At 44.6% G+C, this 15,537-nt stretch carries 10 protein-coding genes; 1 reads left to right on the top strand and 9 read right to left on the bottom strand.

The annotated features are described in order from the left end of the window. The 4 genes from ACJHYD_RS19770 to ACJHYD_RS19755 all read right to left on the bottom strand — a co-directional run. Positions 1-1,026 (bottom strand): glutamate decarboxylase (locus ACJHYD_RS19770; RefSeq protein ID WP_073842045.1); only part of this gene is annotated, 1,026 nt, incomplete at its 3' end. A gap of 361 nt (positions 1,027-1,387) precedes the next feature. After that, the gene (locus tag ACJHYD_RS19765; protein WP_410228829.1) at positions 1,388-4,171 is read right to left on the bottom strand and encodes a M16 family metallopeptidase; all 2,784 of its coding nucleotides are present in this window, start codon (positions 4,169-4,171) and stop codon (positions 1,388-1,390) included. A 56-nt stretch (positions 4,172-4,227) separates the two neighbouring features. Continuing rightward, positions 4,228-6,600: a TonB-dependent receptor plug domain-containing protein gene (locus ACJHYD_RS19760; RefSeq protein ID WP_001551114.1), complete on the bottom strand. Its 2,373-nt coding sequence runs from the start codon at positions 6,598-6,600 to the stop codon at positions 4,228-4,230. Between the two features lie 37 nt (positions 6,601-6,637). Then, positions 6,638-8,323: an ABC transporter ATP-binding protein/permease gene (locus ACJHYD_RS19755; RefSeq protein ID WP_000628568.1), complete on the bottom strand. Its 1,686-nt coding sequence runs from the start codon at positions 8,321-8,323 to the stop codon at positions 6,638-6,640. 203 nt (positions 8,324-8,526) lie between these two features. Between ACJHYD_RS19755 and ACJHYD_RS19750 the strand changes: the two genes are divergently transcribed. Further along, positions 8,527-8,649, top strand: a complete 123-nt coding sequence (locus ACJHYD_RS19750; RefSeq protein WP_122134692.1) for a hypothetical protein — start codon at positions 8,527-8,529, stop codon at positions 8,647-8,649. Here ACJHYD_RS19750 and ACJHYD_RS19745 read toward each other — a convergent pair. From ACJHYD_RS19745 to ydeP, 5 genes are all read right to left on the bottom strand, one after another. Next, positions 8,615-9,772 (bottom strand): anaerobic sulfatase maturase, encoded by a 1,158-nt coding sequence (locus ACJHYD_RS19745; protein ID WP_001299007.1) that lies wholly within the window; start codon positions 9,770-9,772, stop codon positions 8,615-8,617. The two genes, ACJHYD_RS19750 and ACJHYD_RS19745, sit on opposite strands and share 35 nt — an antisense overlap. 51 nt (positions 9,773-9,823) lie before the next feature. Beyond that, entirely contained in the window at positions 9,824-11,506 is a 1,683-nt protein-coding gene (locus ACJHYD_RS19740) for a sulfatase-like hydrolase/transferase (RefSeq protein WP_001551115.1), read from the bottom strand. Between the two features lie 402 nt (positions 11,507-11,908). Beyond that, entirely contained in the window at positions 11,909-12,670 is a 762-nt protein-coding gene (gene ydeO / locus ACJHYD_RS19735) for an acid stress response transcriptional regulator YdeO (RefSeq protein ID WP_000060471.1), read from the bottom strand. A 74-nt stretch (positions 12,671-12,744) separates the two neighbouring features. Continuing rightward, a complete protein-coding gene (safA, locus tag ACJHYD_RS19730) occupies positions 12,745-12,942 on the bottom strand; it encodes a two-component system connector SafA (protein WP_000543389.1) in 198 nt (65 codons plus the stop codon). 247 nt (positions 12,943-13,189) lie between these two features. Further along, a complete protein-coding gene (ydeP, locus tag ACJHYD_RS19725) occupies positions 13,190-15,469 on the bottom strand; it encodes an acid resistance putative oxidoreductase YdeP (RefSeq protein WP_000726711.1) in 2,280 nt (759 codons plus the stop codon). Between the last annotated feature and the right edge of the window lie 68 nt (positions 15,470-15,537).

Below are 15,537 nucleotides of genomic sequence, written 5' to 3'. Positions count from 1 at the left end.
TACTTTGGTATAGCCTTCACGACCGAGGCGCAGGAATTCATAGTACTGTGCAATTACCTGACCCGCCGGGCGGGAGAAGTTGATGGCGAAAGTCCCAATCTGACCACCGAGGTAGTCAACGTTGAACACCAGTTCCTGCGGCAGCGCTTCTTCATCACGCCAGATAACCCAGCCGCAGCCCAGCGGAGCCAGACCGAATTTATGGCCTGAAGCACTGATCGATTTCACACGCGGCAGGCGGAAGTCCCAGACGATATCCGGGGCGACGAACGGTGCCAGGAAGCCACCGCTGGCGGCGTCGATGTGCATGTCGATGTCGATACCGGTGTCGGCCTGGAATTTATCCAGCGCATCGTGCAGCGGCTGCGGGAACTCATAGTTACCGGTGTAGGTCACGCCGAAAGTCGGCACCACGCCGATGGTGTTTTCGTCGCAGGCTTCAATCATGCGTTTCGGGTCCATAAACAACTGACCGGGGCGCATAGGGATCTCACGCAGCTCCACATCCCAGTAGCGGGCGAATTTATGCCAGCAGATTTGCACCGGACCGCACACCAGGTTTGGTTTATCCGTTGGTTTGCCTGCAGCTTCCATACGCTTGCGCCAACGCCATTTCATCGCCATCCCGCCGAGCATACAGGCCTCGGAAGAACCAATGGTGTTGGTGCCAACGGCCTGACCATTTTTCGGCGCAGGCGCATGCCACAGATCGGCAACCATGTTTACGCAACGCAGGTCGATTGCAGCGGATTGCGGATATTCTTCTTTGTCGATCCAGTTTTTGTTAATGGATAAATCCATCAACTTATGGACATTTTCGTCGTCCCAGGTCTGGCAGAAAGTGGCCAGGTTCTGACGAGCGTTGCCATCAAGATATAATTCGTCATTGATAATCTGGAATGCGACATCATCGCGCATTTCGTGCAGCGGAAATCGTTTTGATTCTGCGATAGTGGAAATAGACTTCGCACCAAAACGTGAATCGAGTAGTTCCGACCTTAAATCCGTTACTTGCTTCTTATCCATTTTAAACTCCTTAAAATGATTGGATCGCATTAAAAAAGTAGGATTTATCGATAAAGTAAGCAAGTGCAAAGGACTCGGGTTTAAATAACAAAATCCTAATGTTATTTATCGTGAAATATTACGAGAATAATGTTTTTTCATTAAAAAACAATGCAATAGAGAATTTTTTGGTGGTGGTAAAGTGTTTTATGTTGTTATTTTTATGCGCTTTCTACGCCTCCTGAATTATCACGTAAAAATCAGACCTTAAAATATCACTATTAGTACTTGGTTATTATTTTGAACGCATTTATAAAATTATTACATAAAAATAGCGAATATTGCTAAAATCCCCGCCAACGAGGTGTTGACGGGGCTGTTATTATTTTGGCAACAATACTCCGGTATAGGTATTCACCGGATGAGAAAGATATTGTTTAACGGCAGTGTTAACATTCTCTACCGTCATTTGTTTCAACAATTGCTCCTGCTCAGTCCATGCTGCAGGATCGTCATATTGAATAAGACTATTTACAATGGTGTTCGCTAATTGTTGAACGCTACGCTGTTGGATATCGAGGCTGCGCTGAACGTTTTGCTGGTATTCGTTCAGTTCTTGCTCACTGATCCCTTTAGCCAGACGCTTAACCATCACTTCATTCGCTAACGTTAACAGTTCATCATGTCGTTCCGGTTGACAAGTAAAAGCCAGCAAATGACTGATATCTTTGGCCTGAGGATCAACCGAGAGGCGAGAAGAAACGCTGTATGCCCCAGAGGCCTGTTCACGAATATTAACGCGTAGATCTTTTGCCAGTGCGACGTTAAAAGCATCGAGCGCCATACGCGTCTCCAGATTTACAGGTGTCCGGGAATCATAACGCTTCCACTGTGAAACCTGTGCCAAAGGTTCATTTTGTTCTTTTACAGTAACCGATGCGTTGTCCGTCGCGCGAGTTAATGGTTTACCTGCGGCTAATGGCGAATCAGAGTGTTTGATTGATCCTAAGTAACGCGTAATTAACGCCACGAGTTTGTCTTCTGCGACATTACCGACAATGACAAACGTGATATCCGCTGGAGATGAAAACAACTGGCGATCGGCAGCCAGCGCATCTGCGGCAGTAAACTGTGCAATCTGATTTTCTTGCAGTAATTTCGTGCGGTCATCAGCATAGCGCGTCTCATACATCTGCTGGGCGAATTTCTCCGCTGGACGCTGGTCGAGCGTTTTCAACGCCTGAATTTGAGCATTTTGTAGCGATGCCCAAATATTATCGTTAATCGTGCTGTGGGTGATTCGCTGGTTAATCAACTGGAAACCAGGTTCAGGGTTATTAGCCCGCGCGCTAACAGAGAGCAATGTATTCATGCCACTGACTTTACTGCTCATGGTTACCGAGTTTTCCGCACTCCAGCGTTTCAGGCTGGAAGAGGAGAGTTCACCAACGCCGCTTCCGCTTACTGCTTTATTTGCCAGCGCGATAAGTGATTTTTGCTGCGCAGGGAAACTTAAATCGCCTTTATTAGATACGGCAGTAATTTGTAGCTTTTGCTCTTCACCCGCAGATTTTGCCAGAATAACCCTGGCACCATTGGAAAGTGTTAATGATGTCAGATTCTCAGCCAGCGTTTCTTTGCTGCTAATTTCCGCCTGTGGGTCAGCGTCTACTGTTAACGATAAATTTCTGCCTGGGAAGATGTAAGCCGCCAGCTTTTTGTTGGCGTACTCTTTTTCCAGCGCCAGGATAGCCGCAGGAGACAATGCTTTTTTGGCAGCAACCTCATTGTTTACCATTTGCTCCCAAAATGCATCCTGGTTCTTTCTTAACTGCTGCCATTTTTCCGCCAGACTTTGCACGGTAATTTGCTGCCACAGACGTTGCGAAAGTTGATATGTCTCTTCCGGCGACAAGAACGGCGTATTATTTAATGAGCTGGATGCCAGGCGACTGGTCAGCATACGTAAATCACGTTCAGCTTGCTGATCAACCGCATTTTTCAGCCAGGTGAGACGGGTAGATTTGACATCATCGAGTTCTTCAGCAGAAAAACCATGCTGATCAATAGTTGCCAACTCTGCCATTAATGCATTCGCAGCATCCTGCATATTATCGTCTCGTGCATTTACACGGAAAAACAGCGACTGATAATCGGGTGCAATTCTAACGCTGCGCGCAGTGCCGCCAGAAATAGTCTTCAACTCGCCCGACTGTATGCGTTCCTGCAGACGCTGATTGAACAGCTGAACCAACATGCTCCATTCAGCTTGTTCGATAAAGCTTTGCTCATCGCTCACTTGCACCATTGGCAGGCGATAATAGAGTGCGATGCCGTTCACCCGGTTTTCTTTATCATTAATGATATTAAAGCGCAGGTGGTTTTCGGCTTTTGTCGGCCAGACGCGATTTTCAGCTGCTTTGTTAGCCGGAAGCTTACTTAAATTATCCTTAATCAGCGCCAGCGCTTCTTTACTGTCAATATCGCCGACCACGATAAAGGTCATATTATTTGGTTGATACCAGCGTTGATAAAATTGGCGCAATTGTGCCGGTGTGACCGTAGCGACAGTATCCATCAGGCCGATAGGTTCACGGTCTAAATTACGGGTATTAGCCTGCAGGAAAGGGCGGCGCGCCTGAGAGGTGCGCCATTTCGCATCCTGATGGGCACGCCATTCCTCAGTAATTACGCCGCGTTCAGCGTCTACTTCGAGTTTTTCAAAGGTTGCGGCATTACTCCATTCACTGAAGATTGCCATCACTTGTTGCAGATTTTGTTTCTGCGTAGTCGGCAAACTTACCTGATACACCGTTTCGTCATAGCTGGTATAGGCATTAACATCGCGACCAAAGCGCAGGCCCATTGACTCAAATGTTTCGATGACTTTATTACCCGGCCATGTTTTTGTGCCGTTAAACATCATATGTTCTACAAAATGAGCCACGCCGCGCTCATTGTCTTCTTCCTGCAATGAACCGGTATGAATTTGCAGCCATAAATTTACCTGATCCTTTGGTTGAGCATGCGGATAAATCATATATCGCAAGCCATTGTCCAGTTGCCCGGTAATTAACTTTTCATCCTGCGGTAAGGCGGCGGCAATCAGTCGCCCGGGGAGCAACAGAGTTGCCACTAACGTCAGTAAGAAACAGAGGTTTCTCATAATTATCTCCATGCGAAAACCGGGCGAATTTACCCGGTAAAGTAAAATCCGAACTATTAAAATTTCATGCTGACATCAAGCCAGAAAGTACGGCCACTGGCGTAGGTCGCCACGCCGGTATTCGTTGTATCAACAGCGGTTTTGCTATCCAGTACATTGAGAATATCGGCACTGATCGTCAGGTTTTGTTGTTTCAGAAATTGTGGCGTCCAGGACAAGCGGGTGTCCCAGGTCAGGCTGCTATCCAGTCTCTCGTCAACATACTGCTTGTAATCTGAATATTCGCTGATGTATTGCGCATTCGTCTTACCCAGGATAATGCGAGCTTTACGCGCTTCTTGCCAGGTCAACGTATTCGCCCACACCAACCCGCTCGGTTGATGCGTGAAATCCATGTTTAAGGAGATCTTTAGTGGATTATTAAAATCCGCCACTGGAACGCTATCGTAAGAGACCAGATTACCGTTATATACCACCCGGTTATCACCGGTATTGCTCTCCTCATAACCATTGTTTAACGACAAGTTGCCCTTGCTCTTGATATAGCTAAAGACAATTTGCGGGTTAATATCTACCTGGCTGATATGCAGGGGTTCGGCCAGTTCAAAACTGAGGTTGAACGAATGCGTTTTGGTTTTGCCGTCGTTGTTATATTCAGTAATGGTGGTTTTAGTCGCGCTGTCGGTACGACTGCTTTTACTGATTTGATCATGCGCTTCACGATAAACATAGTTTGCACGCGCAATAACGTTCTTTCCGATTTTCTGCTGCAACCCCATTGCCAGTTCATCGTTATAAGGTGTTTTCAAATCCTGATAACGCGTCAGGGTTTTATTGCCTGATACCGATTCCGTCCAGCTATTGCGGATATCACGTAATCCCATATCAAGAATATTCCCGCCATAGTAACGGTTATAACCGGCAGTAATCATTGAGGTTTGATCAGCAAAAATATCCCATTCCGTCATAAATCGCGGGGAGATATTGTGGTTTGACAGATAGTTGTCATAGTCATATCGCACACCGGGCATTAACGACACATTCCGCCAGCTAATGCGATCCGCCATATACAGCGTGTAGTTGTCAATTCCCAGACTGCCTTTACCTTTATGGTAAATGGTATGGTTAGTTTTCTTTCCTGCAGCATTAATCACATAGGATTCAGACTGGTTATGGCGTTCAGTCCATGCATCGGAATAGATGTATTCCGCGCCGAAGTAGGGTTGATGCGAAACATTACCCACGGCGTATTTTTGCCAGTCCAGGCGTGTTTTGAAGGTGTAATTATCTACAGCCTGGGAAATGTGTCCTAATCCGCCACGGGTGCAACGCCCTGAAATATCACCATATGTACATGAAAGTTCGGTGTACCATATGTCATGATCGTGACGGGTATAATCACTAATATGATCCCAACCAACGGTAGTACGCAGTTTGGCCCATGCGAGCTGCGTATCCATATCCCATGCCAGACCATAGGATTTATTACCCATTTCGCGATCAGACTCCGGGAAGGTGCTGGTATTATAATCACGGCTGGAGCCGGTATATTTTAAGGTTAAATCGTGGGTAAAGCGGTCACTGGCAAACCAGGTAAATTTGCTCACTGCGGTATCGATAACGTTTTTATACTGTGCCCGACCGGCGACAATGCCGTCATTCGAAACATAATCCGCGCGGGTGATATCAGACTGGCGGCGCGATAAACCGGCGGTAACGCCGAAGTTATCAGCGAGTTCCTGATTAAATGACAAAGTATAAAAGTTCTTTTTAAAATCTGGGGAGTAATAAGTACTTCCTGAAGAGCCTTGATTAAATGCGCTCTTGTTATTCTCATCGATATGCGATGTTAACCAGTCCGAACGCGTAGTGCGGTAACCCAGTTTCACGCTGCTATCATCAGCGTTGAAGCGTTTGATCTTTGCATCAATTACCCCGCCATTGAAGCGACCAAATTCAACCGGCACAAAACTGTCATAAAGCGTCACATTGTCCAGTAAGCTGACATCAAGATAATACCCCTGTGACATCCCGCTAATATTGGTTGCACTACTGGCATCGGACTCATTCGCTGGGTTCAGGTTATTAGTTGCACTAATACCGTCAATCAAATAGGCATTCTGGTAGGGCGACGCACCGTGAATAGAGATTTTCTCAGGGCGAATATCTCCCTGGTTCAATGAGGTACTTTGCGTTGAATCCATGCGTACCGCAGGGTTGGTTCTCAGCAGATCGCTGATATTGCCATTCCCGGTCGGTAAACGCTCGATGCTTTCACTGGTGTAATGCGTGTTGCCGTTTACGGGTACAGGGACAGGAGCATAGACCGTCATCTCTTCAAAAACATGCATGTACATGTTTTTGTCATCGACGGCCTGCGCCACATCAGCGCCACATAAAATGACGCCAGGAATAAGAACTCGCTTCATTTATTTTTATCTCCGTACAGCAGGGCTTTTATTGTTTTTATAAAACCGCGCTAATGTCACAAATATCATCAGCCAGGTTCCAGACACCGGGTTGATGTGTAACCATAATGACGCCGCTTGTGGGTAGTTTTTCACGCACTAAACGCAGTAAGCGGATAGCCTCTTGTTCCTCAAGATGAGAGGTAGTTTCGTCAAGAAATATCCATTTCGGACGTCGTAAAATTAATCGTGCCAGGGCGATACGTTGTTTTTCGCCGCTGGAAAGAATATCTCCCCAGCGATCGTGGTCATGAATACGCGCAGCCAATTTCCCCAGACCAACCTGATGCAGTATTTCGCTCAACGATTTATCGTCTACGGGCAGGGGAAGTGCTTTACAAATAATCTCTTTCAGTAAGCCGGTTTTGATTAACGGTGTTTGTGACACATACCAACTGTCAGCAGGAGAAGAAATATCACCTTTGAACCACGGCCAGCAGTGGGATAATGTTTTAAGCAGTGTGGTTTTTCCCGCACCAGAGTAACCTTTCAGTAATAGCCATTTGCCTGGCGAAACATGAAAGTTCAGGTTCTCTAATATGATCTTATTATCAGGAGTACGAATACTCGCGTCAGCCACTTGTACCGCATGTTGGCAATTTTTAGGCTTATTCGTAGGGCGCTGTTCGGTGAGTTGATGGAACTCATACAAACGATCGATAACCGCAGCCAGTTCAGCAAGTTCGTCATATTTATAAATAAACCAGCTTAAATTGTTCGATACCAGCATAAATGCCTGGCGCGATTTCATCAGTCCGCCCAGATTGATCTGTCCGCTAATAAACTGTGGCAATAACAGAAAGTAGGGAAGAACGCTAAGCGAGCGCGAATAAATATTCTGCCAGTAATCAAGCCAGCGCTGACGATTCATTAAACGATGCCAGTTCTCTTTAATGGTATGAAAATTGTCGCTCAACTCCTGGCGTTGTAGAGACTCAGCATTGCTTAGCGCAATCAGTTCAGCCTGCTTATTATGCTGCACAAGATTAGTTCGAAATGTCGCTTCGCTACGTTGCTTTTCCACATTAAGCGGACGAATACGTTTACCAACCTTATGAGTAAATAAAGTTCCACCGATCACAATGAGCACAACGGTATAGACCATATACCCCTGGATATTCCATTCTGTTCCACCAACAGTGAATGAGAGCGTACCCGCGCTTTGCCAAAGAATAACGGTAAAGGTGATCAGCATGCTAAGTGACTGGATGAAGCCAAATGAAAGACTGAGCGTTTTGCTGATCAGTAAGAGAATGTCTTCAGCGATACGTTGGTCAGGGTTATCTGTATTTTTATGCTCGCCGTAGATCTGCGTGAAGTAGTAGTTTTTATCTGCAAACCACCGATTAAGGTAGTAATCTGTTAACCATTCGCGCCAGCGAATAGTCAGCAGTTTAATTAACCATGTTTTGTTTACGGATATTAATACAAAGATCCCCAGCAGGGCAGGGAACCAAAGGACAAGCTGCCAAAGCTTATCGGTTTCTTTCTGGCTTAGCGCATTGAAAAAATCATTATTCCAGTCGTTTAACCAGACCTGAATTTTAACCACGCCAAGGATCATGGCGAGGATAATAATGATTAACAGCACTGAAGTTTTATTATTCTTACGCAGCCAAAAGGGCTTCAGCAGACAGAGATACTTTGCTATCAACATACGAAACGTAATGGGAATGGTTATCATTAGCGAAAATTGATTGTGCCATCCAATGATTATCTATGGCAATGATTTACTGATGAAATTTATTTAAGTGTCATTTAACATTTTGAAATATAAAGAAATTTTTTTATTTTCAATGGTTACGGTTATGCTATTGATAATCAAGGGTATTGCTAATGCCCTGACGCATGCCACGTAAGCCAGAATTTTCGCAAGGGAAGATGATTATGACGAAACACCCAACAGGAATTTATGTCGGGTGCTTTGTTAAGGTCATAAGACGGAGGCTAAGACTGGAGCAAAGAAGGAGCGTTATTAATTATTCTCCATTTGTTTTGCAACATCCATAATGTGGTAAAGCGGTACTCTGTTCTTGGCTAACTCCACCATGGCGTTCATATAAGGTACCATGGTTGAAAAAAGGATTTTATAACCTTCGCAAAAATAGGAAACAGTCTCATTGTTTACTTTAGTAATACGATGCTTAGGGCAACCGCCATTGCAGATAGGTTTATATGCACATTGCTGACATTTCGCTGAAATCCGTTTTTTTTGCGCTGTCAGTTGTACACTGTTCATCGTTTTAAGTTCAGATTTATTAATGTTTCCAATTTTGTACTGTGGATAGACAAAATGGTCGCATTCGTAAATGTCTCCATTACTTTCAACAACCAGATTATCCTTGCAGGACTCCTGGAAAATACAACTGGTATGCCCATTCCCCAAAAAACGGCTGACAAAACTTTCAAACTGACGGATGAAAATTTCACCCACATCGTTTTTAACCCATTGCATAAAAATGGTCGACATAAACTTGCCATAAGCCGTAGGAGGCACAGAAAAATCAATGATACGGAATGTGTTCTCACTATGACCACTGAAATCAATATTCGGCGTCCCGGTTTCGAGCAATTCGATAAATTGCATATGTTTACTGCCGATAGATTTTAAAAAATGATAAACCTCAAGAGGGTAATGGACATTAACGTTATTAATGACGGTTAACGTATTAAACTCTACTTGATATGATTTCAGACGCTCGATGGCTGCTATCACTTTTGCAAAAGTACCGTTACCAGAATTACTGCGTCTGTAACGGTCATGTAGCTCCTGGGGTCCATCGATCGAGATACCAACCAGAAACTCATGTTCTTTGAGAAAGGCACACCATTCATTATTCAATAAAATGCCATTCGTTTGTAATGCATTAAAAATACGTTTTTGGCCTGCATAGCGTTGTTGATAGTGAATAACTTTACGGAAAAAATCCAGGCCAGCCAGAGTGGGTTCACCGCCTTGCCAGGTAAAATAGACCTGATTGCCAGACGCTGCGATATATTGTTTGATGAACTCTTTCAGAGTGCTGTCATCCATCCATTTTTCATGAGTAAACTGCGACTCTTTTTCAAGGTAAAAACAGTAATCACATTTGAGATTACATTGAAAACTGGAGGGCTTGGCTGTAACGTGCATCGCTATCTCGCTCAATAAGGCGGCGGAAAAATCCGCCGCATGAAGGTTTAGTTATTTCGCTTCGCTTAGTGCTTTCTTGATATTGTTAAACTTCTCCTGATTTACCTCGCTAAGCGGTGGTTGGCTGCTGTCGATAAACTCTCTTACCACGCCTTGCATCTCTTTAACGACCTGCGGATTGGCGGCGGCAAGGTTATCTTTTTGCTGTAGATCCGTCAGTTTGTATAGACCTAACTGATTGTTTTCTACTGTATAGACTAGCGAATAATCGTTATTTCTCACCGTATAAGAGAATTGGCTTAAGTCCTCGGTGTTGGGGTTATGCGGGTAATCGTCTGACTGATGACGGACAAATTTGTGGTAATTATCCCAGAATGGAATATTTTCCTCATCAAACCAGTGAGAATAAGAGGTTATCCAGGTCAGATTTTTATGTGGCTCGCCTTGTTTCTTATCTTGCAACCAGGGCAGCAAGGAAACGCCATCCAGCTTAAGGTCTTTTGGAATGCTGATATCGGCTGCATCAAGAGCTGTCGGGTAGAAATCCATTGCGGAAATCAGCTTGTCATAATTACCGGGTTGAAGTTTTCCTTTCCACCACATAAACATTGGGGTGTGAGTACCGCCAGGATAGGTCTGACTCTTATAGCCTTTTTGCGCCCCGTTCAGCGGCAGAGGACCATCGATAACCGCACCATTATCGGAGGTAAAGAGAATAATAGTATTGTCATACTGTCCGTTTTTCTTCAGTTGTTCGAGAATGCGTTTTACACCCTGATCAACAGAATAAACGGAAGCGTAGTAGTTATCTGCCGTTTGACTACCGGTATTAAATTGCTTCTGATATTGCTCCGGTGCAGGATTATCATTTGGCAGGTGCGGAGCATTATAAGCCAGGTAAAGCATAAAAGGCTGGTCAAGTGTTTTGGCACGATCAACAACGCCAATTGCCTCATCGGTTAACTGATCGCTGATATAACCTTTTGCGGGGACGCGTTCACGATTTTTGAACAGTGAAGGGGAGTTGTAATATGCCGTTCCTGCAGCGTGGAATCCCATAAAGTAATCAAAGCCACGGTTTTGAGGTTGCCATTCTTCCGCAGAATAGGTGGTGAAGTTGTCATGATAGTCACGCGTTTGTTTATCTTCCGGTACTGGCACATTACTGATTTTTGACAAGTGCCATTTACCTACTGCTGCAGTGTAATAACCATGATTCTGGAATAATTCAGGCAAGAAAGTTTCTGTTAGCGGAATACCATCCTGAGCATCGGTATTGGAATAGACACCAAAGCGGGCGGGCGCTCGACCGGTCATTATTGCGGCGCGGGAGGGGCCGGAAACACCGTGCGCCACATAGCCGTTAGTAAAACGTACGCCTTCATCCATTAATGAAAGGAGCGTCGGCGTTGATTTTTGTGCAGCTTCAATGGCTTTATCTATCCCTATTTTGTAGGTATCGACAACTTCACGATTTTCCATTGTTTTTGGGTCAAAAGATCCCTTATCAAAAGGAAGTTGTCCATAACCAAGATCATCCATGGTCAGTACGATAATATTTGGCTTTCCTTTGGTACTGTATTCAGTCGGCGTAAAGTCTGAGAAAGCGACGTTTGTTTTGGTTGCTTTCAGCTTTACATCATCTGCCGCATGAGCAGCAAATGCAGCCATACCAGATGCCAGTATCAAAGATATCGAGGTACTTACGACACTTTTCTTTAATGCAGACTTCATAAATGTTCCTCTTCTTATTGTACTTAATTCCAAAGTAATTTTACGAAGAGAAATAAGTGAATGTAAGTGAAGTTAGTCACATAAAGAGATAGCAGATTTAGCTAAAAAAAGAGAAATAACAGTCCATAAACTGTTGACATTACTTTCTATTCTACTAAGTAATTTCTCGCAGATAAACAACTAATCTATTGATATTTAATGAATTATTGTATTTTACTGACAAAATTCCGAATTGAAATCATAAATAATCATGCAACAGGTTATGCAAATGCATAAATATGTGATGAATGTCACTTGTTTATTTCAATAAATATATCGCCTAAAAACAACGCGGGGCAGGGAATGGCTGCCCCATTTTAATTTTTACGTAGGGTGCGTGGTTGACTACTCGTTAGCAAATAATCAAATAGCTAAAGCATTCATCGTGTTGCCCTTATTCATACCCGTGTGCCTTTGACAACGGTACTCCTTAGAAACTCTCTTTGGACTGTTGCCAAAATGTTTGCGGAACGCATAAATAAAATAAGATGTACTCGCATAACCACATTGTTCGGCAATTTTATTGACTGAACCTTCTACGCGTATCAAATTTTTTGCGTGCTGCATTCTGGCATCTAAAAGAATCTGTGAGAATGTCGTTTGCTCTTGCTTTAGTTTTTTCTTCAACAGGCTTTCACTAATGTACAGGCAGTCACAAATATCTTTCAGCTTCCATGGGTGCGCCAGCTTCATGTTGACAATATTTCTCACTTTCCCAGAAACGGATAGCACACCGTTAGTTAATAGTGTAATGAAACCTTTGCATGCGGCAAAAATAGACAGGCAAGAAAAAAGCAAAAGTTCTGAAAAATTATGATGATTGCGTTCTTCCGAGTTGAGATAAGCAATCATTTCATTAAGCAATCCAGTCGGTACATTTGAAGCACGTAAAAACTTCGCAGGAACAGGCACCGTCACTGTCTGGATGTTAGTGCATTGTAGATATTTTTTAATGGTATTTTCATTAAATCCGATTTCTTTGAAATGCCGCTCATAAGGTTCAAAATGCGTACGAACAGCGTTATCTACCATCAGGATCTCGCCGTCAGAGAAGGCGTAATCTTTATCTAAAATGTTAGCGTTGAAGGCATGATGAATAAATATAACAGAACAAACGAGCGACATTTTATCTCCTTAAAACAATAAAGTTTTTATCGATACTTTTTTAACATTTCATATTTATAATTTGCTGTTTATTTTCAGTCTTGCAAACTATTGATAATGAAATGTGTAAGATCCCTTGCAATGCGACCCATTTCTGAAATACCCAGCTGATCAATTGCCGAAAAAATGGCTATCAACGTAAGTGTCAGTAATAAGACAACCACAATTACAGACATGATTTCTTTATAGTTGTCTCTTTGCGTGATTTTGTTTTTCACTGTGGTCGCATGCATTTCAAATATGTTTATTTAGCGGATAACGTTAAAAATCGTTAATCAGTATGCTTAATATAACAGGCTGGAGAATAGAGGAAATAGGACTGGCGCTTCAGTACTGAGCGGAGTTTCTTACAGCTGTAGGCGGAGGTATATATCTTATAACGAGCAGTTTAATTTAGCACATGTGAGTAAATTGCGCGACAATGGTCAATGAGGAATTCTTCTGCTGTGCGGATGACAGCAGAAGAAATGAGGAGGCGAATTAATTTGATGGTTCTAATTCAACCGGAATACTTTTATAGCCAGGAATGCCACTTAATGGATCGTGGTTATCAAGTGTTAGCATGTGATTCGATTCTGGAAAATAGGTCACCAGTGAGCGGTCAGCCATAGGGTAAATGACCACTTTTAATCTATCCATGCGGCGTGAGCTTCGCTTACCGTCTGGCGTAAGCGCAATAAGATTAACTCTTTCGCCGTTTTTTACACGGCAAATTTTAGCTTGTTTAGCACTCATAAAGACCACATCTCGTTGACCGAATACCCCTCGATAGCGATCATCCATACCATAAATCGTCGTGTTGTACTGATCGTGACTGCGTACTGTCGCCATGACTAGCTTACTGTTAAACGCTGAAGAGGGATCTTCTAACAGCCCTTTACTGGTAATGAAATTAGCCTTACCTGACGGCGTCATCCAGCGCCTTTCAGCAGCTGCATTTATCAGGTGAAAACCACCGGGATGACGGATGCGCTGGTTATAGTCGGCGAACTCTGGCAGCACAGCTTCAATGTCATTGCGAATGCGATCATAATCTTCCACCAGATACTCCCAGGCTACCACGCTCTGGGGTAGTGCTGCCTGCGCGATTCCCGCGACCACTGCACACTCTGATTTCAGCATTACACCGGCGGGTTTTAACACGCCACGCGAGGCATGAATCATCGACATTGAATCCTCAACGGTTACCGCCTGCGCACCGCTTTTTTGCATGTCAATCTCGCTGCGTCCCAGAACCGGCAGAATATAGCTATGCCGTGCGGTCAGCAGATGAGAGCGGTTAAGCTTAGTGGCTACGTGTACCGTCAGATCTAATTGTGTTAACGGTACAGCGCTCGCTTCCCGATCTGGCATTGCCAGAGCAAAGTTGCCCCCCATGCAGATCAATGCTCGAGCCTGCCCCGTACATATTGCTTGCATGCTGGCAATTGCAGCATGTCCAGGTGCATGAGGTGGGGTGAAACCATAGCGCTCACCCAGGCGAGCCAGAAACTCTGCAGACGGTTTCTCGGTGATACCGACGGTTCGGTCGCCCTGTACATTAGAGTGACCTCGTAGTGGGCAGATACCCGCACCAGGCTTGCCAATGTTACCTTTCATCAACAGCAGATTGACCAGTTGCTGTACATTCTGGGTACCATGTTCGTGCTGAGTGATCCCCATTCCGTAACAGATAATGGTGCGTTCGGCAGCGGCATATGCATCAGCCAGTTCGGCGATTTGAGTCTGACTTAATCCAGAAATACGTTCGATATCTTTCCACTCGGAATTGAGCACGTCACGGCGTAGCTCGTCAAAGCCGACGGTATGCGTTTGAATAAATTCGTCATCCAGCAATGAGGGCCGACCTGCGGCGCTTGCAGCATCATCGCGCTCAATTAACAGGCGCATCATCCCCTTGAGCAACGCCATATCACCACCAATGCGCACGTTATAGTAGGCACTGGCCAACTGAGTCTCAGAGTTCGTCAGCATTTCAAACGGGTTTTGCGGTGCGGTAAATCGCTCCAGGCCACGTTCCTGTAGAGGATTGATGGCGATCATTTTCGCTCCCCGTTTCACTAAAGCGCGCAACGAAGTCAACATGCGAGGGTGGTTTGTACCAGGGTTATGCCCAATGCAAATGACTAAATCGCATTTCTCAAAGTCTTCCAGCAACACGGTCCCTTTACCTACACCGATACTCGCTGCCAAACCCACACTGGTCGGTTCATGGCACATGTTGGAGCAGTCGGGGAAGTTATTGCTCCCGTATTCACGGGCAAAAAGCTGATAAAGAAAGGCAGCTTCATTGGAAGTGCGGCCCGAAGTATAGAATTCAACCTGATTGGGATCACTATAGCTTTGAAGGCGTTCGCCAATTTCGTCGAAAGCTTGTTGCCAGCTTAATGGCTTGTAACAGTCGCTGACGGCATCATATTTCAAAGGCTGGGTGAGACGCCCCGCAGCCTCAAGCTCGTGGTCTCCCCAGGTAAGTAATGATTGAACCGTATTCTCAGCAAAGAAAGAGGCGTTTACCTGCTTATCCGTGACTTCCCAGGCGATTGCTTTTGCGCCGTTTTCACAAATGTCGAATGACGCACTGTGCTTAGGATCTGGCCATGCACAACCCGGACAGTCAAAGCCCTCTGGCTTATTCATGTCAAACATGGCAATAACATCCTGGCGTATATCCATCTGCTTACGTACTGCATTCGCTACGGATTTAACAGCACCCCAACCACCGGCAGCTCCCTGGTAGGATTCAATTTTTTTCTTCATCTGCTTATCCTGTGTGGAAATGAATTATTAGGATTTGTAATAGCGATGATGCACAGTATATACAAAGG

This window comes from Escherichia sp. WS1368, from assembly GCF_046487485.1.
Lineage (GTDB): Bacteria > Pseudomonadota > Gammaproteobacteria > Enterobacterales > Enterobacteriaceae > Escherichia > Escherichia coli.
The sequence above is the reverse complement of the archived record's forward strand: the minus strand, read 5'-3'. Positions and strand labels throughout refer to the sequence as shown.

What these genes read in the sequence shown, in the direction of transcription:
- ACJHYD_RS19760 (WP_001551114.1), bottom strand. Translation starts at nt 6,600, where the DNA reads ATGAAGCGAGTTCTTATTCCTGGCGTCATTTTATGTGGCGCTGATGTG.
- ydeO (WP_000060471.1), bottom strand. Translation starts at nt 12,670, where the DNA reads ATGTCGCTCGTTTGTTCTGTTATATTTATTCATCATGCCTTCAACGCT.
- safA (WP_000543389.1), bottom strand. Translation starts at nt 12,942, where the DNA reads ATGCATGCGACCACAGTGAAAAACAAAATCACGCAAAGAGACAACTAT.
- ACJHYD_RS19755 (WP_000628568.1), bottom strand. Translation starts at nt 8,323, where the DNA reads ATGATAACCATTCCCATTACGTTTCGTATGTTGATAGCAAAGTATCTC.
- ydeP (WP_000726711.1), bottom strand. Translation starts at nt 15,469, where the DNA reads ATGAAGAAAAAAATTGAATCCTACCAGGGAGCTGCCGGTGGTTGGGGT.
- ACJHYD_RS19745 (WP_001299007.1), bottom strand. Translation starts at nt 9,772, where the DNA reads ATGCACGTTACAGCCAAGCCCTCCAGTTTTCAATGTAATCTCAAATGT.
- ACJHYD_RS19740 (WP_001551115.1), bottom strand. Translation starts at nt 11,506, where the DNA reads ATGAAGTCTGCATTAAAGAAAAGTGTCGTAAGTACCTCGATATCTTTG.
- ACJHYD_RS19765 (WP_410228829.1), bottom strand. Translation starts at nt 4,171, where the DNA reads ATGAGAAACCTCTGTTTCTTACTGACGTTAGTGGCAACTCTGTTGCTC.
- ACJHYD_RS19750 (WP_122134692.1), top strand. Translation starts at nt 8,527, where the DNA reads ATGACGAAACACCCAACAGGAATTTATGTCGGGTGCTTTGTTAAGGTC.